At 61.8% G+C, this 19,479-nt stretch carries 20 protein-coding genes; 2 read left to right on the top strand and 18 right to left on the bottom strand.

What is annotated here, in order from left to right:
* Positions 1 to 75: 75 nt before the first annotated feature.
* The 13 genes from lpxB to NKI29_RS02100 all read right to left on the bottom strand — a co-directional run bounded on the left by lpxB (position 76) and on the right by NKI29_RS02100 (position 13,192).
* Positions 76 to 1,242 carry a lipid-A-disaccharide synthase gene (gene lpxB / locus NKI29_RS02160; RefSeq protein ID WP_352795434.1) on the bottom strand — a complete coding sequence of 389 codons (1,167 nt, stop codon included), beginning with the start codon at positions 1,240 to 1,242 and terminating at the stop codon, positions 76 to 78.
* Complete coding sequence (locus tag NKI29_RS02155) at positions 1,232 to 2,131, bottom strand: LpxI family protein (RefSeq protein ID WP_352568694.1); 900 nt, start codon at positions 2,129 to 2,131, stop codon at positions 1,232 to 1,234. The genes lpxB and NKI29_RS02155 overlap by 11 nt, the downstream gene beginning before the upstream one ends.
* A gap of 6 nt (positions 2,132 to 2,137) precedes the next feature.
* The gene (gene lpxA, locus NKI29_RS02150) at positions 2,138 to 2,971 is read right to left on the bottom strand and encodes an acyl-ACP--UDP-N-acetylglucosamine O-acyltransferase (RefSeq protein ID WP_352795432.1); all 834 of its coding nucleotides are present in this window, start codon (positions 2,969 to 2,971) and stop codon (positions 2,138 to 2,140) included.
* A 13-nt stretch (positions 2,972 to 2,984) separates the two neighbouring features.
* Entirely contained in the window at positions 2,985 to 3,449 is a 465-nt protein-coding gene (gene fabZ / locus NKI29_RS02145; RefSeq protein ID WP_023674942.1) for a 3-hydroxyacyl-ACP dehydratase FabZ, read from the bottom strand.
* Positions 3,442 to 4,500: a UDP-3-O-(3-hydroxymyristoyl)glucosamine N-acyltransferase gene (gene lpxD, locus NKI29_RS02140; protein WP_352795430.1), complete on the bottom strand. Its 1,059-nt coding sequence runs from the start codon at positions 4,498 to 4,500 to the stop codon at positions 3,442 to 3,444. The genes fabZ and lpxD overlap by 8 nt, the downstream gene beginning before the upstream one ends.
* A 181-nt stretch (positions 4,501 to 4,681) precedes the next feature.
* Positions 4,682 to 7,045: an outer membrane protein assembly factor BamA gene (bamA, locus tag NKI29_RS02135; RefSeq protein WP_352568696.1), complete on the bottom strand. Its 2,364-nt coding sequence runs from the start codon at positions 7,043 to 7,045 to the stop codon at positions 4,682 to 4,684.
* Positions 7,046 to 7,262: 217 nt separating this feature from the next.
* On the bottom strand, positions 7,263 to 8,405 hold the full coding sequence (gene rseP / locus NKI29_RS02130) for an RIP metalloprotease RseP (protein ID WP_023674938.1): 1,143 nt from the start codon (positions 8,403 to 8,405) through the stop codon (positions 7,263 to 7,265).
* Positions 8,406 to 8,509: 104 nt separating this feature from the next.
* Positions 8,510 to 9,343 (bottom strand): phosphatidate cytidylyltransferase, encoded by an 834-nt coding sequence (locus tag NKI29_RS02125; RefSeq protein WP_352474281.1) that lies wholly within the window; start codon positions 9,341 to 9,343, stop codon positions 8,510 to 8,512.
* Positions 9,344 to 9,346: 3 nt separating this feature from the next.
* On the bottom strand, positions 9,347 to 10,069 hold the full coding sequence (locus tag NKI29_RS02120; RefSeq protein WP_352448819.1) for an isoprenyl transferase: 723 nt from the start codon (positions 10,067 to 10,069) through the stop codon (positions 9,347 to 9,349).
* 32 nt (positions 10,070 to 10,101) lie between these two features.
* A complete protein-coding gene (gene frr / locus NKI29_RS02115; RefSeq protein ID WP_084640965.1) occupies positions 10,102 to 10,656 on the bottom strand; it encodes a ribosome recycling factor in 555 nt (184 codons plus the stop codon).
* A 91-nt stretch (positions 10,657 to 10,747) separates the two neighbouring features.
* Positions 10,748 to 11,470, bottom strand: coding sequence for a UMP kinase (gene pyrH / locus NKI29_RS02110; RefSeq protein WP_023674934.1), 723 nt, complete (start codon positions 11,468 to 11,470; stop codon positions 10,748 to 10,750).
* A gap of 132 nt (positions 11,471 to 11,602) precedes the next feature.
* Positions 11,603 to 12,709: an aldo/keto reductase gene (locus NKI29_RS02105; RefSeq protein ID WP_352568697.1), complete on the bottom strand. Its 1,107-nt coding sequence runs from the start codon at positions 12,707 to 12,709 to the stop codon at positions 11,603 to 11,605.
* A 54-nt stretch (positions 12,710 to 12,763) separates the two neighbouring features.
* Positions 12,764 to 13,192, bottom strand: a complete 429-nt coding sequence (locus NKI29_RS02100) for a nuclear transport factor 2 family protein (RefSeq protein WP_352795429.1) — start codon at positions 13,190 to 13,192, stop codon at positions 12,764 to 12,766.
* A 114-nt stretch (positions 13,193 to 13,306) separates the two neighbouring features.
* Between NKI29_RS02100 and NKI29_RS02095 the strand changes: the two genes are divergently transcribed.
* Positions 13,307 to 14,245, top strand: a complete 939-nt coding sequence (locus tag NKI29_RS02095) for a LysR family transcriptional regulator (RefSeq protein WP_352795428.1) — start codon at positions 13,307 to 13,309, stop codon at positions 14,243 to 14,245.
* Here the strand turns inward: NKI29_RS02095 and tsf are convergent, their stop codons facing one another.
* The 5 genes from tsf to NKI29_RS02070 form a co-directional block, all read right to left on the bottom strand.
* Positions 14,246 to 15,169, bottom strand: coding sequence for a translation elongation factor Ts (tsf, locus tag NKI29_RS02090; RefSeq protein WP_352471655.1), 924 nt, complete (start codon positions 15,167 to 15,169; stop codon positions 14,246 to 14,248).
* A 119-nt stretch (positions 15,170 to 15,288) separates the two neighbouring features.
* Complete coding sequence (gene rpsB / locus NKI29_RS02085) at positions 15,289 to 16,086, bottom strand: 30S ribosomal protein S2 (RefSeq protein WP_352568701.1); 798 nt, start codon at positions 16,084 to 16,086, stop codon at positions 15,289 to 15,291.
* A 203-nt stretch (positions 16,087 to 16,289) separates the two neighbouring features.
* A complete protein-coding gene (locus NKI29_RS02080) occupies positions 16,290 to 16,568 on the bottom strand; it encodes a DUF4031 domain-containing protein (protein ID WP_352471792.1) in 279 nt (92 codons plus the stop codon).
* 43 nt (positions 16,569 to 16,611) lie between these two features.
* Positions 16,612 to 17,910, bottom strand: a complete 1,299-nt coding sequence (locus NKI29_RS02075; protein ID WP_352754763.1) for a lysophospholipid acyltransferase family protein — start codon at positions 17,908 to 17,910, stop codon at positions 16,612 to 16,614.
* 135 nt (positions 17,911 to 18,045) lie between these two features.
* Positions 18,046 to 18,873: a cell envelope integrity EipB family protein gene (locus NKI29_RS02070; RefSeq protein WP_023674927.1), complete on the bottom strand. Its 828-nt coding sequence runs from the start codon at positions 18,871 to 18,873 to the stop codon at positions 18,046 to 18,048.
* 138 nt (positions 18,874 to 19,011) lie between these two features.
* On the opposite strand from NKI29_RS02070, the gene NKI29_RS02065 reads away from it, so the two are divergent.
* Positions 19,012 to 19,476 carry a RidA family protein gene (locus NKI29_RS02065; RefSeq protein WP_352448812.1) on the top strand — a complete coding sequence of 155 codons (465 nt, stop codon included), beginning with the start codon at positions 19,012 to 19,014 and terminating at the stop codon, positions 19,474 to 19,476.
* Positions 19,477 to 19,479: the final 3 nt, after the last annotated feature.

Raw genomic sequence — 19,479 nt, 5'->3', positions numbered from 1 at the left:
TGGTGAATGGGAGTAGCGAAGCGTCGCTCCCTGTCCATAGAAACCACTATTCACAATTCACTATTCACAATTCACTCACTTCCTCACCATCCCCATCACCACACCCGCGGCTATCTCGCCTGACGGCTCGTCGGTTGCCATACGCCTGGCGATTTCGGCAAAACCGTCCTTCTGCCAGGTGCGGTAGGCGGTATCGGAGAACAGCGCTTCCAACTGCCGCGCCAGATAATGCGGCCGCACATATTGATTGTAGTGTTCCGGCACAACCGGCCGGTCGGCAATGAGATTGGGCAAGGCTGCGCTCCATACTTTGATCAGCGGCTGCGCCATGCGCATGACCGGATCGAGCCGGTAGCAGGAGATCATCGGCACACTCGCCAGTGCCAGTTCCAGCGATACTGTCCCCGATGCGATCAGCGCCGCATCGGCCTTGCCGAAGGCCTGCCATTTGCGTTCGGCATCGAGTATGATCTCCGGCTTCTCGTCCCAGCTCGCGACCGAGGTCCTGACCAGGTCGGCGACGTGCGGCACCGTCGGCAACAGCAGGCGCAAGCGGTGCCCGCGCGCCCGCAGGATCGACACCGTCTCGCCGAACGGCCCGACCATGCGTCGCACCTCACCACGACGCGAACCAGGCAGTACAAGCAACGTTTTGACGTGATCTGCGGACAGGTCACGCGGCTGCGCCTGCGCCCTGGCGGCACTGATTATGCCCGGATCGTGTGCAAGGCGATGCCCGACATAGGTGCCGGGCGGCCCGCCCAGGCGAGCGAGTTCCTTCACCTCGAACGGCAGGATGCAAAGAATGTGATCGACATATGGCTTCATCGCCGCCGCCCTGCCCGGCCGCCACGCCCACACGCTCGGGCAGACATAGTGGACGATCGGGATAGTCGGATCGGCGGCACGCACCTTCTTGGCGACGCGCAGCGAGAAATCCGGACTGTCGATGGTGATAAGGCAATCGGGCTTTTCACCGGCAATCGCGTTTGCCGTATGGCCGATCCGCCGCATCAGGCGCGGCAGGTCGCGCAGGATGGCGCTAAGCCCCATCAGTGCGATCTCGCTGCCGTCGAACAATGGCGCCAGGCCGAGCGCCTGCAAATGGCGGCCGCCGATGCCGACAAGCCGAACTTCGCGCCCGGTCATGCGCTTGAGCGCCTGCACAAGGTCGGCGCCAAGTAGGTCGCCGGACTCCTCGCCGGCGACGACGGCTATCTTCAACGGCCGCTCATTCGCCATGCGCCGGCTCCGCAGGCAGGCCAATCACGAACAGGCCGAGCGCATTGGCACGTCCGATGGTGGCGGGACCTTCGAGCACCAGCGAGCGACCGGCTTCGACGGCAATGCCGGCCAGTCCGGCGGCATGCGCCGCCTCGACGGTCAGCGGGCCGATGGAGGGCAGATCGGCACGCAGTTCCTGACCGGGCTTGGCGCATTTGACCAGAACACCGCGGCTCCCGCCGGCCAGCCTGCCGTGCCCGCGCAACTCCCTTGTCCGCTCGAGCAGCCCGTCGGTGCCTTCGACGCCTTCCAACGCAATGGCGCGGCCGCCGACCGCAACAGCCGCTTGGCCGATATCCAGCGCGCCGATGGCTTTTGCCGCCGCGTGCGCCGCCTCGATGTCGCGCCAGTCGGATCTGCGTGGCGCCGCCTTGGTCAGCAGGCCTTCGGCGGCGACCAGCTCCGGCACGATCTCGTCAGCGCCGACGACCTTGATGCCGCTGCGCTCGATCCTGCGCACGAACAGTTTCAGAACCGTATCGTCCCCCCGGGTTACACCGACGAAGAGGCTGGGTAGCCACGCGAGCAGGCCCAAATTGAGGCGCATGGCGCTCAGCCTGGGGCGGCGCGTGATATGACCCGCGGTTACGAGATGCGTAACGTGATGCCGCTTAAGGATCGGCAGCAGCGACCCGACGTCTTCCAGCCTCAAGGTTGCCTGCTCATAGGGCTCGAAATCGGCTATGCGATCGACCTCGCCGGCCGCCATCACGACGAAGGGCAATTTGCCTTGCCGGGCGAGCGCTCGGGCAATTTCGACCGGGAGACTGCCGCCGCCGGCGATGATGCCGACCTTGGCATCTGGCGCGAGATCAAGGCCCTTTCCGGCAGCCTCAATCTTCGTCATCTGCCCTCAGTCTTCATCATCGGTATCGTCGCCGTCGCTACCCTTGAGCGACGGCACGGCGTAGTGCCGCTTGCCGCGACCGGCGATGAAGTCGACGATCTTCATGGCAGTCGGCGACGAGGCGAATTCCGCCTTGGCGAATTCGATGTTCTCGCCGACGGTCCGGGAGCGATCGAAGATCGTCTTGTAGGCTTTGCGCAGCAAGTGGATCTCCGAACGCGGCAGGCCGGCGCGCTTCAGGCCAATGATGTTGAGGCCGCGAAGGCTGGCACGGTTGCCAACGGCGATGGCGTAAGGAATGACGTCGCCGACGATCGCCGAGCAACCGCCGAGAAAGGCGTTATCGCCGATGCGGACAAACTGATGAACCGCGGTAAGGCCGCCGATGTAGACATTGTCACCGACTTCGCAATGCCCGCCTAACGTCGCTTGATTGGCGAAGGTGGCGTTCTTGCCGACCACGCAGTCATGGGCAATATGGGCATAGGCAAGGAAATTGCCGTTGACGCCGATCGTCGTCTCGCCGCGGCTGGAATCGGTGCCGACATGCATGGTGACACCTTCGCGGATCGTGCAGTTCTCGCCGATCACTAGCGTGGTACGGCCGCCCTTGTGCTTGGTGTTCTGCGGCGGCCCGCCCAGTATCGCCATCGGATAGACCTTGGTCGATGCACCGATGGTGGTCGCGCCAATCACCGAGACATGGCTGACCAGTTCGACGCGGTCGCCGATCACGGCGTCGGGGCCGACGTGACAGAAGGGCCCGATGCGGGCGCCTTCGCCGATTTGGGCGCCTGCCTCGATGACCGACGATGGATGGATGACTGTCTGGATTTTCATTAGCATTCGTTTGTCAGCCGCTTGCGACCATCATCGCCGAGATCTCGGCTTCCGCCGCCTTGGCGCCATCGACGAGGGCCTCGCAAGCGAATTTGAGAAGATTGCCGCGTTTCTTGATTTTCTTCACATGAATTTTCAGCTGGTCGCCTGGAACGACCGGCTTGCGGAACTTGGCATTGTCGATGGTCAGGAAATAAACCAGCGACGGCTTTTCCGTACCAAGGCTGCGGATGCAGATGGCGCCGGCCGTCTGCGCCATCGCCTCGATGATCAGCACGCCGGGCATGACCGGCTGGTCGGGGAAATGACCTTGGAAATGCGGCTCGTTTATGGTGACGTTCTTGATGCCGATGGCGGATTCGTCGCCATCTATGTCGACAATACGGTCGATCATCAAGAACGGATAGCGGTGCGGCAGGAGCTTCATCAGCCGCATTATGTCAACCGCTTCGAGCGTCGCCGCTGCGATGTCAGCCATTTCCCCCCTCACCCTGTTTGCGCGTCCGTGCAAGTCTGCGCAAGGCCGCTATCTCGCGCATGGCTTCCGCCATCGGCTGCGCCGGATATCCTCCCCAAATCTCACCGGCAGGCACATTGCTCATAAACCCGCTTCTTGCCGCAAGCTTGGCCCCGGACCCGATGGTCAAATGATCCGCAAGGCCGACACCGCCACCCATGGTGACGTTGTCGCCTACCGTCACGGAACCGGAAATACCCGAAAGCCCGGCTATTATGCAATTGCGGCCGATGCGAACGTTGTGCGCGATCTGCACCAGATTGTCGATCTTGGTGCCCTGGCCGATGATCGTGTCGGACATGGCGCCGCGATCGACGGTCGTATTCGACCCGATCTCGACGTCGTCCTGGATGATGACGCGGCCAATCTGCGGAACCCGCTCCGGACCCTTGGAGCCGGCCACGAAACCGAAGCCATCCTGGCCGATCCTGGCACCGCCATGGATGATGACGCGATTGCCAATCAACGCATATTGCACGCTGGCACCTGGACCGACATAGCCGTCGCGGCCAATCTGCGAGGACGGACCGACGACCGCATGCGGGGCAATGACGGTCCCGCTGCCGATGGCAGCGCGAGGTCCGATGATCGCACCCGCTTCGATGATCGCACCGGCCTGGACATGGGCGGTCGCATCGATATGGGCGTGCGGCGAGATACCGGTTTCGCCGGTCATCGGTCCAGGCGTTGCAGCCGCCGGAAAAAGCAGACGCCCGACCATTGCGAAGGCCTGCTGCGGGCGCGGATGCACCAGCACCGCGATGCCCGCCGGCGCCTTGCCGGCAAATTCGGCAGGGCAGAGAACCGCCGCCGCCCGCAGTGACTGCATCAGGGCGAAATTGCGCCTGCCATCGACGAAGACAAGGGCGTTCTCGCCGCCTTCGTTGGCGGGTGCCAGAGCCTCGATCGATACATCGGAGAGACCGGAATCAACAAGCGTCGAACCGGTCAGATTCGCGACTTCGCCGGCCGTATACCGGCGTGAGGGCGCGAAGAACACCGGATCGGTCATTCCAGAAGCAATATCCAGCTAGCGCATGACCCCGAAAATCGGAAATCGACCCTCGGAAAGGATCATGCGCAAATCAAAGTGCTACAACGTCCTTTGCGTGTCCGATAGGACGCGCTGCGCTGTAGTGTCGGATCACTGCCATCCGGATCCAAACGAGCCGGAAGCATCATTGCCCGCTACATCAGAAGCGGGTCGATATGCCGAAGTTGAATTCCTGCACGTCGTCGGTCTTTTCTTTCTTGACCGGGATCGCATAGTCGATGCGGATCGGGCCGAAAGGCGATGCCCACATCAAACCGACACCGACGGAAGCGCGCCATTCCATGCCGGTTGTCGAAGAATTGACAAGGCCACTTGCGATTTTGCTGCCGTAGAGCGTTGCCGCATCGGCGAACACAGCGCCACGCAAACCGAAGCTTTCGGGGATGACCGGCAGCGGGAACTGAGCTTCCGCCGAGGCATTGAAGTAGGTAGTGCCGCCGAGATGGTCATTGCTGTTGTCCGAAGCAACCGGGCCGATGCCGCCATATTCGAAACCGCGGATCATACGGTCGCTGCTCTGGAAATGGTCGAAGACGCGCAGATCGCCGTTGCCATATCCCTGGACATGGCCAGCGCCGCCCGAAACGAGGCCCACCAGGTCCAATTGTTCGGACAACGTCTGATAAATGCTGCCGCGCGCCGTGACCTTGATGAACTTGGCATCGCCGCCGACGCCGGCCACTTCGGTGCCGACATTGGCATAAATACCGTCATGCGGGTTCTTCATGTCGTCGATGGTATTGTAGATCAGGCCGAGGCTGACCGAGGACTTGAGCCATGGGCTCTCTTCAACGCCGTTTACGATCGCCTGGGAGACGTCGCAGGTGCCACCATTGATAACGGGAACGCAGCCCTCGTCGAACTCGTACTTCTCTTGCGCAATATTATAAGCCAGCTGCGTTGAGATGTTGTCGGTGATCGGCAGACCGAAGCGGACGGTCGCGCCTGTCGTGTCGCTGTCGTAATGGTCGTAGTTTCGGCTCTGCTTGTAGATGTCGAAGCCGGCCGCGATCCGGCGGCCGAGGAAATAGGGTTCGGTGAAAGAGAAGCTGTAGTCGCGCGAGTTCTTGCCACCGCCCGCCGCCACCTTGATGAATTGGCCGCGACCGAGGAAGTTGCGCTCACTGACGGAACCTTCGACGGACGGACCTGACGTTTCACCGCCGCTCGAATAACCGGCGCCGACCGTGAACTCACCGGTCGATTTCTCGACCACATCGACCACCAGCACAACCTGGTCCGGCTCAGAACCCGGAACGGTGGAAATTTCGACTTTTTCAAAATAATCGAGCGCTTCCAGCCGCCTCTTCGCGCGCTGGATGAGCACCTGATTGAAAGCATCGCCTTCGCTGACATCGAACTCGCGGCGAATGACGTAGTCGCGCGTCCGATCGTTGCCGCGAATCTCGATGCGCTCGATATAGGCCTTGGTCCCCTGATCGACCGTATAGACGACCGAGATCGTGTGGTTCTCGAAGTTGCGGTCGCCGCGCGGCGTCACCTGGGCGAAGGCATAGCCGGATCCAGCGACCTTTTCGGTCAAGGCGATGATCGTGTCCTCGACGTTCTTGGCGTTGTAGACATCGCCCTTGTGGGTCTCGACCACCGATTCAAGCGACTTGGCGTCGACCTCGGGGATCGTGCTTTCGACGCTGACATCCCCGAACGTATAACGCTCGCCCTCCTGCACCGTGATGGTGACGGTGTATTTGTTGGTTGTGTCGTCGAGTTCGCCGACAGCCGAGACGACCTGGAAGTCGGCATAGCCGTGATTATAATAGAAGCGGCGCAGCAGCTCCTGGTCGGCGCGCAGCTTGTCCTCGTCATAAACATCGTCGCGCAGCACGAACGACAGGAAGGACGAACGCTTGGTGGAGATGATGTCCGACAGACGGCGGCTCGAATAGGCGCTGTTGCCGACGAAATTGATCGCTGCGATCTGGGTGCGGCCGCCTTCGTTGATGTTGAAGACCACGTTTACCCGGTTGTCGCCGAGATCCATGATCTGGGTGGTCACGGCGGCATCGTCGCGGCCGATACGCCGGTATGCGGCCTTGACCGCCTCGACATCGGCATCGAGCTGCTGTTGCGAGAAGGTGCCGCGCGGCTTCAATTGCACCGCGGCCTCAAGCGCGTTGTCCTTGAGCTTCTTGTTGCCCTGGAACAGCACCTGGTTGACGACCTGGTATTCGGACACCTTGATGACCAGCGTCGATCCGACCTGGTTGATCTGCACATCCGAAAACAGCCCGGTGCCAAACAGCGCCTTGACCGCATCGTCGATATCCGAACTGGAAAACGCCTTGCCGGGCTTGATCGCCACGTAATTGCGGATGGTGTCCGCGTCGACACGCTGATTGCCGGTGACTTCGACTCTGGAGACGACAGCCGCCTCGGCGGCCGATGTGGCAACGAACTGCACTGCGAGCGCGCCTGGTACAACCAGAGCGGCGGACATAGCCACCGCGGACGCGGCGCTCAGAAACTTGGATGCTGCCTTCATCGGGCTTTTGTACCTTTTCTCGAAGTCCCCACGGCGAGAAAACCGGACGTGCGGTAATTTCCCCTACCGTATTAACCGGATTTTCCCTACACGCAAGGCTTCTGGTTAATTTGTATTTACTTAACCCTGAGGCGTGGCTTTCGCGTCACGCATATCCCCACGCATGGTAAACGGCGTCTCAACATTGCTCGTGCCGAAGCCAAATTCCTTCATGATTTCAGCACCCAAACAGATCGTTCCAGAAAACAAAGCCCATGAACCCGAGCACCAATATGAGGCCGCTTCGGTAAGCCATTTCCATCATGCGTTCGGACACCGGCCGCCGGATGACAGCCTCCACGCCGTAGAACAGAAGATGCCCTCCGTCGAGGGGGGGAATCGGCAAAAGGTTGAGAATCCCTATCCCGACTGACAGGAATGCAACAAGCTGCACGAGCCATTCAAAGCCGAGCTTTGCCGCCTGACCCGACATCTTGGCGATCTTGATGGGGCCGCCCAGCTGGCACTTGTCCTCGCGACCGACAACGAAACGTTGCAGGAACTGGCCGGTACGCTGGATGACGTGTCCGGTTTCCTGGACCGCTGCCCCGACCGCCCCGGCCGGACTATAGGTGATCAGCCGTGGCTGGCCGAGTTCCTTGTTGTTGACGACGCCGATCACGGCCACCTGGACCTTGTTGCCCAGTGCGTCTTGTTGTTCCATCAAGCGCGGCGTCGCCGTGACGGTGATTTCCTTGCCGGCGCGTAACATGACGAAGGTGATGCTGTCGCCGGCGCGGCCAGAGACCAGACGCTGGACGTCGGCAAAGGTCTCGACCTTGCTGCCGTCGACGCTGACGAATCGGTCGCCGGGCATGATGCCGGCCGCGGCGGCCGGACTGCCGACGGTGACCTCAGCCACCATCGGCTCCAGCACGGGCCGGCCATGGACGGAAAACAGCACGGCAAAGACGGCGATCGTCAGCAGGAAGTTGAACAGCGGCCCCGCCACGACGGTCGCCGCCCGCTTCCAGATCGGCTGCGTGTGGAAGGCAACCTTGCGTTCTTCGTCGCTCAGCGCCTCGATCTCCTCCGAGCTGGGCTGGCTCGACGTCGCGTTCATGTCGCCGACGAACTTGACGTAGCCGCCGAGCGGTATGGCGCAAAGCTTCCAGCGCGTGCCGCGGCTATCGTTGAAGCCGATGATCTCTGGGCCGAAACCGATCGAAAAGGCTTTTGCGCCGATACCGCACCAACGCCCGACGAGGTAATGGCCCATTTCGTGGACAAAAACGACCACGGTCAGCACGAACAGGAAAGGCACCAGCGTGCCGAGGACAAAGCCCTCTGTGCTGAAAACCGCGTGAAAAATCTCGTTCAATTCATGCCCTCAAATTCATCCACGGCACAGATCACGCCGCGACTGTGACATCAATCCAGGCGAATCCATGACGCAGCCCCGCGCCGGCCCACCGACGATGCCGTTCAAACCGGAAACAGCCCCTGTGCCGGATGGTCGGCGGTCGCGGAAATCCAGCCGATGACGTATAGGGCGAAAGCCGCCGCGACAAGCCCATCTACCCGATCCATGATGCCGCCATGGCCGGGTATCAGCGTGCCGGAATCTTTACGGCCGTGGCGTCGCTTGACCCATGATTCGAACAGGTCGCCGGCCTGCGCGACAATCGAAAGCACCAGTGCGACCACGCCAAGCACGACGAGGTTGCCCGTTCCGGCTACGGCGGCCAGAAGCAGCCCGGCCACGACGCCGCCGACCACCCCACCGAGCGCCCCGCTCCGCGTCTTGCCCGGCGAGATCGACGGCGCCAGCCTTGGACCACCGATGGAGCGGCCGACGAAATAGGCAAAGATATCGGTCGCCCAAACCACGGCGAATAGGAACAGAATGGCCAGCAGCCCTGAATGGTCGCCGTCACGCAAGAAGGCCAGCGACAAGCCGGACACGGCCGCATAGGCAAGGCCGGATGCTTCCCACGGTCCTGCCCTGCGCATGGAAGAAGCGACGGCAGTGACAGCAACCAGAGCCGCGACGAGCGGCAGCAGCAAAGACGCAGGCAGGCCGGCGACGAGGGCACCAATAAAGACCACGATCAGCGCCTCGGGCAGAAAGCCGAGACCTGCCGTAGCACCAGCACCTGCCGGGGCAACGGGGCGGCTCATCCGCGTCCACTCGTAGAAGATCACCGCCGCCATGGCGGCGCAAAGCAACCGGAAGGACAGTCCGCCGAGCCAGGTCAGGGCAAGCGTGACGATGGCAAGCACGACGGCCGAAATGACCCGGAGTTGGAGGTTGCTCATTCCTCAGCCTGAGGCGACATCTTGGGCGGCAAGTCCGCCGAAGCGGCGCTCGCGGCCGGCGAAATCGCGCAGTGCATCGGACAGGTGCTCGCGACTGAAGTCGGGCCAGTAGCAAGGCAGGAAAACGAGTTCGCTATAGGCGGCCTGCCATAACAGGAAGTTGGACAGCCGAAGCTCGCCGCTGGTGCGGATGACCAGTTCCGGGTCCGGAATGCCCTCTGTATCGAGCGAGCTGGCAAAGGAATCGGCCGTGATCGCCTCGCTCTCGATCTCACCGCGCGCCACCGCCGCTGCGAGCTTGCGCGCGGTGCGCACGATCTCGTCGCGCCCGCCGTAATTGAAGGCAATGACCAGTGTCAGCGCCTCGTTGCCGAGAGTGAGCGTTTCGGCTTCCTCGAGCAGCCCCCTTATGTCGGGCTGCAGCCCTGCCCTGTCACCGATGACCCTGATCCGCACCCCACTCTGGTGCAGCTCGGCGAGGTCACGTCGGATGAAAAGCTTAAGCAGGCCCATGAGGTCGCTGACTTCGGATTTCGGCCGTGACCAGTTTTCCGACGAAAAAGCGTAGACGGTCAGGAAGGAGATGCCGAGGCCGGGGGCGGCGCGCACTGTCTTGCGCAGCGCCTCGACGCCGGCGCGGTGACCGGCCAGCCGCGGCAAGCCGCGCGCCTTGGCCCAGCGTCCGTTTCCGTCCATGATGATCGCGACATGCGCGGGCGTTGCCATATTCTCGCTTCCGGGCCAGGCGTGGCCAGACCCTAGACCTGCATGATTTCCGCTTCCTTGTCGGAAAGCAGGTGGTCGATGGTGCTGATTGTCTCGTCGGTCAGTTTCTGAACCTGGTCGGCCCGTTTGCGGTGGTCGTCCTCACTGATGTCGCCGTCCTTTTCCGCCTTTTTCAGAAAGTCCATGCCGTCCCGGCGAACGTGGCGTGCGGCGACGCGGGCATTCTCGGCATAACCGTGCGAGATCTTGACCAGTTCCTTGCGGCGCTGTTCGTTGAGCTCGGGCAGCGGAATCCTGAGATTGGTACCGTCGACGATAGGATTGAAGCCGAGATTGGCTTCACGGATGGCGCGGTCGACTGCGCTGACCATCGACTTGTCCCAGACCGAAACCGAAATCATGCGCGGTTCCGGCACCGACACTGTTGCCACCTGGTTGATCGGCATGGTGGTGCCATAGGCCTGCACCTGGACGGCATCGAGCAGGTTGCTCGACGCGCGGCCGGTGCGCAGCGAAGCCAGATCATGCTTGAACGCGGCGATCGCCCCGTCCATGCGCCGTTTGAGATCGTCGTACTCGCCACTCATCATCGTCTCCTCGACCCGTTAACCCGGGTTCACTGCTTAGGCCCTGTTCGAGCCTCATCCGCAACCGGTCCCTTTCGGGTTCATGGTCCGGTCAATCGTCTGCGACAACCGTGCAACGGCCGCCGCCCCTCAGGATATCGCCGAAGCCACCCTTCTCGTGGATCGAATAGACGATTATCGGAATGTTGTTTTCGCGCGCAAGTGCAATCGCCGCCGTATCCATGATCGAAAGCCCGCGTTTGATGACTTCGTCATGGCTGATCCGCTCGAAACGTGTCGCATGCGGGTCCTTCTTGGGATCAGCCGAATAGACACCATCGACCTGGGTGCCCTTGAACAGAGCATCGGCGCCGATCTCGGCGGCGCGAAGGGCTGCAGCCGAATCGGTGGTGAAGAACGGATTGCCGGTGCCGCCGGCGAAGATGACGACCTTGCCCTGGTTCATGTAGGCGGTCGCCTGACGCTGCGAAAAACTTTCGCAAAGCTCGGGCATGGCGATCGCCGACAGCACCACGGCGTCGACGCCGATCTTGTTGAGCGAGGTGCGCAGCGCCAGCGAATTGATAACCGTGGCAAGCATGCCCATATGGTCGCCGGTGACGCGGTCTCCGCCTTTTGACGCAACCGCGACGCCACGGAAGATGTTGCCGCCGCCTATGACGACACCGACTTCGATGCCCAATGCGCGGGCCTCGGCGATGTCGGCGGCGATGCGGTCGACCACCGATACGTCGATGCCGAAATGCTGCTCGCCCATCAACGCTTCGCCCGACGCTTTCAGCAAGACACGTCGGTAGAGGGGCTTCACCGTCATCTGGTCCTCGTCATCGTGCGTGTGACGCGTTTCGGTGCGCCCCGAAACACTGGGCGTTCCGATACACGAAGGGCACCGCGATGTCACGCGGCGCCCGAGCCGGAAAGTTGAGATCGTGGACCGGGATAGCCGTCAGCTCACGCCGGCAAAAGTGCCTCGCATGAGCAGATCCGGCAGATAGCTTGCCGGCTTACCGCCAACCGCCTGCCCACCGGTCAGGCCGCCTTGTATTTCAGGGCCGAAGAACGAATACGGAAAGGGCGTGACCGGCCGGCTCACCGCATCGAGCCGTGCCCGAAGATCTTCGGGAATGTCGAAATCAAGCGCGCCGAGATTGTCCTTGAGCTGGTCAAGCCTGGTGGCGCCGACGATGACGGACGCAATGCCTGGCCTGTTTGCCGTCCAGTTCAGGGCGACCTGCGCCATGCTGCGGCCGAGCTGGCCGGCAACCCTCTCCAGTTCGGCGACGATTTGCCAGTTGCGATCGGTGAATTTCTGGAAACCGGGATTGGTCGAACCACGCATTGTCTCCAGCCGGCCACCATCCTCGACGATTGTATCGAAACGGTATTTTCCGCTGAGCAGGCCGCTGGCCAATGGACTCCAGACCATGATTCCGGCGCCATAGCGCGTGCCGAACGGCACGAACTCGTGCTCGATGTTGCGCTCGGCCAGCGAATATTCGAGCTGAAGCGCCGAAACCGGTTCATAGCCGCGATGCTCGGCGACCGCCTGCGCCCGGCTTGCGTACCAGGCCGGCACGTCGGACAGACCGACATGCCGGATCTTTCCGGCGCGCACCAGATCGTCCAGCGTCCGCATCACCTCCTCCGGCGGCGTCAGTCTGTCCCAGGTATGGAGGATATAGAGGTCGATGTAGTCGGTGCCGAGCCGCTTCAGCGAACCGTCTATCGCCCGCAGGATGTTCTTGCGGCCGTTGCCCCCGGCGTTCGGGTTGCCCGGTTCGGCGTTGTAGGTGAATTTGGTACTGATCACCGCCTTGTCGCGCAGCCCACGCTCGGCGATGAATTCGCCGAGCCAGGTTTCGGCCGTGCCACCGGTATAGAGATCGGCGGTATCGAAGAAATTGCCACCGGCTTCGACATAGGCATCAACCAAGGCGCGCGCGGTTTCCTTCTCCGCGCCCCAGCCCCATTCCGTGCCGAACGTCATGGTGCCGAGCGCCAGGCGGGTGACACGCAGCCCGCTGTTGCCGAGCGTGTAGTAGGACATGGTCATGGATTTCTCCTGAAGTTTGAAAAGCGGGATTGAGGTCTTGCCTGGGATACGCAGTCAGGCCTTGGCCAGCGCATCGACCACCACCTGGAAGCGGCGCGGATCGAAATAATCGTGGTAGGCGCTGATCAGACCGCTCTTGAAGTGGAAAATCGCGATATTGCTGTTGGTGTATTCAGTGCCGCCGATCAGCACCGCGCGGTTCTTGTACTCAACGACGATCGCGTCCGAATCCGCTGCCGGATAGATGGCTGTCAGCTGCGAATCGAAGGATTCGAAATTACCGAAGAGGCCTCGGAAGGCCGCCAGGATCGCGGCCTTACCATCGATGCTGTTTCCAAATCCTGCCGGCGGGTAGAAGACAAGTATCCGGCCATCTTCAGCCCAAAGGTCGCCCCATGCCTCAATGTCCTTGCTGTGCATCAGAGCAAAGAATTTACGCACGGTCTCGAGATTACGGGTTCGTTCGGAATCGAGGTCGGTCATTAGACGTCTCCTTGGCTGCTCGGCGATTGCCGTGTGATGCAGCCAAAGATGCGCCCTCCTTTCCCCGCCGATAAGATTGCATTATCCGAATGGACTATGCGATATCATGCATGAATGGACCGCGATCTGCTTAGCCACCTACCTGTAATCGTTGCCGTCGCGCGGCGTGGCGGCTTCGCGCCGGCAGCCGCCGAGCTCGGCATGAGCCCGTCAGCGGTCAGCCATGCGGTTCGGCTGGTAGAGGAGCGAATCGGCCAGCCATTGTTTGCCCGCACCACGCGCAGCGTCTCGCTGACCGAGGCTGGCACCGCGCTTGTCGCTGCGGCGGAGCCGGCGCTGGAAGACATTGCCGACCAGATCGAACGTATCCGCTCTGTCAAAGGCCGGGCAAGCGGACTGCTCAGGATCAACGCGCCGCGTTTGGCGCTGCCTCTGGCGCTGATGCCCATCCTGACGGCGATGGCGGAACGTTACCCTGACGTGACGGTGGAGATCGTCACCGACGAACGTCTGAGCGATATCGTCGGCGAGGGTTTCGACGCCGGCATCCGGCTGGGCGAGATGATCGCCGAGGATATGGTGACGGTGCGACTGACAGGGCCTTTCCGCAGCATCATCGTTGCTTCGCCGGCCTATGTCGGCCGGCGCGGGCGGCCATGGGCGTTGGCCGATCTCGCCGCGCACAACTGCATCGGCTATCGGCTGTTGCGATCACGTGCGCTCTATCGCTGGGATCTGTCCGATCAGGGCAAGGATATCAGCGTCGAGACACGCGGCAGCGTGGTCGTCAGCGATCCGCTGTCGGCAAGGGAAATGGCGCTTGCCGGCATCGGCCTCGCCTATCTGTTCGAGCCGCTTGTCAGGCCCGACATCGAGGCAGGCCGGCTGGTCGAAGTCCTTGGCGAGGCATCGATCGAGGAACCGGGACTGTTCCTCTATTTCCCGCGCCGCGCCGCAATGGCCCCGAAGCTCCGCGCCTTCATCGACACCGCGCAAGAAATCGGCCGGGCATCCTCGCGGATACCCGGCCGAAAAAGCCTTTCAAACGAATAGTTACTTCTTGACCGCTGCCGCGACTTCCGCCGCGAAATCGGTCTCTTCCTTCTCGATGCCCTCGCCGAGCGCGAAGCGCAGATAGGCAGCGATTTTGGCTGGCGCGCCGATTTCGCTTTCGGCATCCTTCAGCGCCTTCTCAACGGTAATGTCGGGATTGAGCACGAAAGCCTGCTTGAGCAGCACGACCTCTTCATAGAACTTGCGCAAACGGCCTTCGACCATCTTCTCGATGATCGCTTCCGGCTTGCCGGACTGGCGCGCCTGGTCGGCGAAGATCGCCTTCTCGCGTTCCACTGCGGCCGGATCGAGCTCTTCGGTGGTCAGGGCCATCGGATTGGTGGCAGCGACATGCATGGCAACCTGACGGGCGAAGGCGTTGGCGGCATGCGCGTTGCCTGTCGTCTCGATGGCCACCAGCACGCCGAGCTTGCCAAGGCCGTCGGCGACCGCATTGTGAACGTAGGTTGCGACAGCGCCGTGCTCGACGGTGAGCTTGGCCGAGCGGCGGAAGCCCAGATTCTCGCCGATGGTGCCGACAGCGTCCTTGATGGTCTCGGCGACCGACTTGCCCGAGCCCGGATAGGGAGCGGCGGCAACGGCCTCGGTCTTGCCGCCATAGGCAAGCGCGACCTTCGCGACATTGGCGACGATCTCCTGAAACGCAGCATTGCGGGCAACGAAGTCCGTCTCGGAATTGACCTCGACGATCGCTGCCTCGCGGACCCCGGAATCTACGCCGATCAGGCCTTCGGCAGCGGTACGGCCAGCCTTCTTGTCGGCCTTGGAAATGCCCTTCTTGCGCAGCCAGTCGATGGCTTCTTCCATATTGCCGTTGGTCTCGTTCAACGCCGCCTTGCAGTCCATCATGCCCGCGCCGGTCAAGTCGCGGAGTTCTTTGACCTGTGCAGCCGAAATGCTCATTGTCGCCTCTTTGTCTAAATGCACTGACGCACCATCGATTTTCGATGATGCGCCTGGTGCCGGTAGCGCTTACCGCGCCAACATATTGGAAAGATGAAGGCCGCAGCCGGCCTTCGCTACTATGCTTCCGGGGTCTGGGCTGCCGGGCTCTCGGCGCCCGGGGTCTGATCGAGCGCCGGCTCGACCGGAGCCTCGACCGATGCGCCGATATCGACACCGAGCGCGCCCTGCTGACGGGCGATGCCGTCGATAGCTGCCTTGGCGATCAAATCGCAATACAGCTGGATGGCGCGGGCCGCGTCGTCATTGCCGGGGATCGGGAAGTCGATCTTGTCCGGGTCGCAGTTGGAATCGATGATGGCAACGACCGGGATGCCGAGACGCTTGGCCTCGAGAATGGCGATCGCTTCCTTGTTGGTGTCGATCACGAACATCAAATCGGGCGTCGAACCCATATCCTTGATGCCGCCCAGCGCCTTGTCGAGCTTCTCACGCTCGCGGTCGAGGTTGAGGCGCTCCTTCTTGGTCAGGCCCTGAGCCTCGCCGGCCAGCATTTCGTCCAGCTTGCGCAGGCGCTGGATGGAATTCGAGATCGTCTTCCAGTTGGTCAGCATGCCGCCGAGCCAGCGCGAGTTGACATAGTACTGGGCCGAGCGCTGCGCGGCATCGGCGACGATGTCGGAGGCCTGGCGCTTGGTGCCGACGAACAGCACGCGGCCGCCCTTGGCAACAGTGTCGGAAACCTGCTTCAGCGCCTGGTGCAGCAAAGGCACCGTCTGCGAGAGGTCGATGATGTGTATGTTGTTGCGGGCGCCGTAGATATAGGGCGCCATTTTCGGGTTCCAGCGGTGGGTCTGGTGGCCGAAGTGAATGCCAGCTTCCAATAGCTGGCGCATGCTGAAATCAGGCAGAGCCATTCTTATTTCCTTTCCGGTTAGCCTCCACGGACACAGGCATTTTTGGACTTTGTCCTCGAACGCCACCGGAGGTTTCAGCCGGATTTCTCCCGGGCAGACACCAAAGTCCGTGTGTGGAATGAGCGCGCATATAGAGGGGAAGCGCGACAAACGCAAGCGTTGTGGCGTCTGTGTTTCAGCGTGCGGCGATCAGCGCACCGGTGTCATCGCCGCATCTTCCCCTTCGGCACCCGCACACGCCGGAAAACAGCGACGATCTCCTCGCGGCTGCATTCGATGGCGCCTAGCCGCACTGCGCGGTCGCGCTCGAACCCGGTTATGTCATAATGCGGTGCCGATGTCTTCGGCGGTCCTTGGTAGGACGCGCGCTTGATGCCGAGCTGCCCGGCAAAGCGATGCAGTTCGTCGGTGTCGTCTGCCAGCAGATGACACCAGCGGTGGCCGACCCATTTCCAGATCGCCGCATCGACATAGACCGCCATGAGGCTTGCCGCACTCCTTCATCTTGCGCCGACCAACACATCGCTAACGATGATAGAAGGGATTGGCATAGAAAATGAAGCCGCCGCCGGCCTCGAGTTGCGTCATCGTCCTGGTGACGGTCTCCTGCATCCGGTCGTGCAGTTCGGCGAGTGCCTCCTCGACGGAGCCTTGATAGGCGTGCAAGCCTAGCGGCTCCGGTACCCGGACATAGGCGCGGCGTGGGCCTGCCGGCTGCGGCACGAATCGGTTGATCGAATCGCGCAGCGTACCCTTGCAATAATCGTTGCGGATCCGCTTCAAATGTTCGGCGATCTCCTCCTGCGTAATGCGCGGGTTGGCTGAAGCCCACGGCCCGACACGCTGCACGCGCTGGATTGTATCCGCCAGCATTCGGACCTGCTTCTGGCTTCCACTGCCATCCGTGTTTTCCCGCAGCCAGCGCCGCGAACGGCGCAAAAGGTCGGCATTGTCGAGCGTGCCGGCGTCGACCGAGACAAGTTCGGCAAGGCGACGGCCGAGTTCGGTCAGCAGGTCCTTTTGACGTGCGTCATACGAAGCCCGCTCATCGGACCGCAGGCCATATGCAGCCTCATCGCGCGACAGCAACGTCGCATAGATATGATGGATGCGCTCCGGCAGCGAATCGGCGGCACGGCGTTCGATCTTCAGGCTGTGCTCGACATAGGCGCATTCCTTTGCCAGCACTGCCTCGACATTCCCCGTGAAAGCAAGCTTCCAGATCACGGGCGCGATCCAAACCTTGAAATCCGGATCCGTCAGGCGGCCGCGCTTCAGCGCCTCGAACCCCATTTCGACCGCGCCCGGCAGCAGCGGGGCAATGATGTTGGCATGCCAGCCGACACCGCCTTCGGGATGCAGGAGCACGCCGTGCCCCTTCAGCGCCCAGGCCACCGAATGTTCCTTGGCCGCCGCGCTGTTGCCCGGGATTTGCGCGATCAGATTGTTGGCCAACCAGAATTTCTGCATCAGCCGGCCAAGCCCGTTGACGACGCCGTGCGTGGCCCAGGATGCCGCCAGCGGGCTTACCCGCGAGACGACCTCCTTGTCGATCATCCAGTCGGTAAAGAATTCGGGATGGTTGGGCGTGATGAACGTCGCCTTGCCCGCGCCGCAACAAGCCTTCAGCCTTTGCCGGTCATCCTCCGGAAAATCGATGTGGCGGACATTGGCGACGCCGCGCAAACCGGCCAGACGGTTGAATGGCAACAGGTCGCGAAAGCCTGGAATGCCGTGCAGCATGACAATCCGGTTGACGAATGTCATAGCGTTGATCAGCGTCGCATTGGGCCGCGGCGCCACAAAAACGTCGATCCTGCTCAACCTGCTCCCCCGCGGCGCATACCGTCATAAGACGTTGATAGGCAATTGCGGCATGCTCAAGTCGATGCGACTTGCCCCGCAAGATTAAGCGCTACTATCCCGGATAGCGGCCGGCGGCTTGCCGTTCACTCGAGCTTATTTAGACGGGCAGGTCTTTGGCTGATCGAACAGCGACAGATTGACCAGTTTGCCGGTCATCGAGAACTCGCCATAGTCCATGACGAGATCGCGCGTGATGCCGTTCTTGTGCAGCTTGAAGCTGATCCGGTATTCCGGCACCTCCTCGCCGCCTTTGTCGGCATCATCGAAATAGGCGATGTCGACCGGCCAGTATTTGTCGGTGGCGAGCTTGGCCAGCGCCGGCGCTTCCGGATCGGCATTGTCGGCATCGGCTTGCTTGCCGACGACGACGGTGGTGGTCACCACCTTGTTGGCATCCTCAGAGCCGTCGAACAGGTTGGTTTCGTAGAAACGCTCGCCCTTTTCCGCCTTGCCGATCATTTCGACCATTTGCTGGGTCGGGAACTGGGTCGGCGCGAGTTCCAGGCTGTTCTTCTCGGGCTTGTCGATATCGACCTTGAGACCGTTGGCTTCCTTCGTTGCGGTACCCTTGACCTCCTTGTCGAGGTTCTGGTCGACAAAGGATTTGTTCACGAAGGAGAAGGTCTTGCCCTCGGCATCCTCGAAGGTGGTCATCTGCTGGTCGGTCAGCCTGGTGTTGTCGCTGGTTACGATCTGGGTCACCAAACGGAACTTTACCGTATAGCCCTCGCAAGGCGAGCCGTTGAACTCGTAGACCATGCGGCCGGTGATGCCGGTAATGCCGGAACGGTCTGAAGCCTTGTCGAGTGAAATGTCGTAAACAGCACGATGCGCCTGCAGCGCAGGCACCGCAAAAGCGGGAGCCGCCCAGGAAGCCGCTGTCAAGAGAACGGCGTTGAATGCGAGGCGCGTTGCGCGCATGGGGTGCTCCGATCATCGCGGCTAATGGCAAGCCGCATGGAAAGATGGTCCAGCTTAAAAAAAGTCGTGGCGGAAGCGAGGCAAAAATAGCAATTTCGGCCCGGCCTGCGCGGCACCTTCAAGCAATAGGGAAATAGCATGAGCGAAACAATCGAAAAGCGGCTAAGCGATCTCGGCGTGACGCTGCCGGCCGCCGCCGCGCCCGCCGCCAATTACGTGCCCTATTGCCGGACCGGCAATCTGCTGTTCACCGCCGGGCAGTTGCCGCTCAAGGAGGGCAAGCTCCAGGCGAGCGGACTGCTTGGCCGCGATGTCGACACCGCGACCGGCAAGGAAGCCGCAAAATACTGTGCGATCAACATATTGGCCCAGGCTCAGGCGGCACTTGGCGATCTCGAGAAAATCCGTCGCTTGGTGAAGATCACCGTCTTCGTCGCCTCGGCACCGGATTTTGTCGAACAGCATCTGGTTGCCAACGGCGCCTCGGATTTTCTCGCCGCCGTGCTCGGCGATCGCGGCAAGCACGCTCGCTCCGCCGTCGGCACCGCCTCCCTGCCGCTTAATGCCGCAGTGGAAATCGAAGCGATCTTCGAAGTCGAATGACCG

Origin of the sequence: Mesorhizobium sp. M0678 (genome assembly GCF_040320505.1) — a bacterium.
GTDB lineage: Bacteria > Pseudomonadota > Alphaproteobacteria > Rhizobiales > Rhizobiaceae > Mesorhizobium.
The sequence above is the reverse complement of the archived record's forward strand: the minus strand, read 5'-3'. Positions and strand labels throughout refer to the sequence as shown.

Coding starts and splice junctions, on each gene's coding strand:
- lpxB (WP_352795434.1), bottom strand. CDS start 1,242: ATGGCGAATGAGCGGCCGTTGAAGATAGCCGTCGTCGCCGGCGAGGAG.
- NKI29_RS02155 (WP_352568694.1), bottom strand. CDS start 2,131: ATGACGAAGATTGAGGCTGCCGGAAAGGGCCTTGATCTCGCGCCAGAT.
- lpxA (WP_352795432.1), bottom strand. CDS start 2,971: ATGAAAATCCAGACAGTCATCCATCCATCGTCGGTCATCGAGGCAGGC.
- fabZ (WP_023674942.1), bottom strand. CDS start 3,449: ATGGCTGACATCGCAGCGGCGACGCTCGAAGCGGTTGACATAATGCGG.
- lpxD (WP_352795430.1), bottom strand. CDS start 4,500: ATGACCGATCCGGTGTTCTTCGCGCCCTCACGCCGGTATACGGCCGGC.
- bamA (WP_352568696.1), bottom strand. CDS start 7,045: ATGAAGGCAGCATCCAAGTTTCTGAGCGCCGCGTCCGCGGTGGCTATG.
- NKI29_RS02125 (WP_352474281.1), bottom strand. CDS start 9,343: ATGAGCAACCTCCAACTCCGGGTCATTTCGGCCGTCGTGCTTGCCATC.
- NKI29_RS02120 (WP_352448819.1), bottom strand. CDS start 10,069: ATGGCAACGCCCGCGCATGTCGCGATCATCATGGACGGAAACGGACGC.
- frr (WP_084640965.1), bottom strand. CDS start 10,656: ATGAGTGGCGAGTACGACGATCTCAAACGGCGCATGGACGGGGCGATC.
- pyrH (WP_023674934.1), bottom strand. CDS start 11,470: ATGACGGTGAAGCCCCTCTACCGACGTGTCTTGCTGAAAGCGTCGGGC.
- NKI29_RS02105 (WP_352568697.1), bottom strand. CDS start 12,709: ATGACCATGTCCTACTACACGCTCGGCAACAGCGGGCTGCGTGTCACC.
- NKI29_RS02100 (WP_352795429.1), bottom strand. CDS start 13,192: ATGACCGACCTCGATTCCGAACGAACCCGTAATCTCGAGACCGTGCGT.
- NKI29_RS02095 (WP_352795428.1), top strand. CDS start 13,307: ATGGACCGCGATCTGCTTAGCCACCTACCTGTAATCGTTGCCGTCGCG.
- tsf (WP_352471655.1), bottom strand. CDS start 15,169: ATGAGCATTTCGGCTGCACAGGTCAAAGAACTCCGCGACTTGACCGGC.
- rpsB (WP_352568701.1), bottom strand. CDS start 16,086: ATGGCTCTGCCTGATTTCAGCATGCGCCAGCTATTGGAAGCTGGCATT.
- NKI29_RS02080 (WP_352471792.1), bottom strand. CDS start 16,568: ATGGCGGTCTATGTCGATGCGGCGATCTGGAAATGGGTCGGCCACCGC.
- NKI29_RS02070 (WP_023674927.1), bottom strand. CDS start 18,873: ATGCGCGCAACGCGCCTCGCATTCAACGCCGTTCTCTTGACAGCGGCT.
- NKI29_RS02065 (WP_352448812.1), top strand. CDS start 19,012: ATGAGCGAAACAATCGAAAAGCGGCTAAGCGATCTCGGCGTGACGCTG.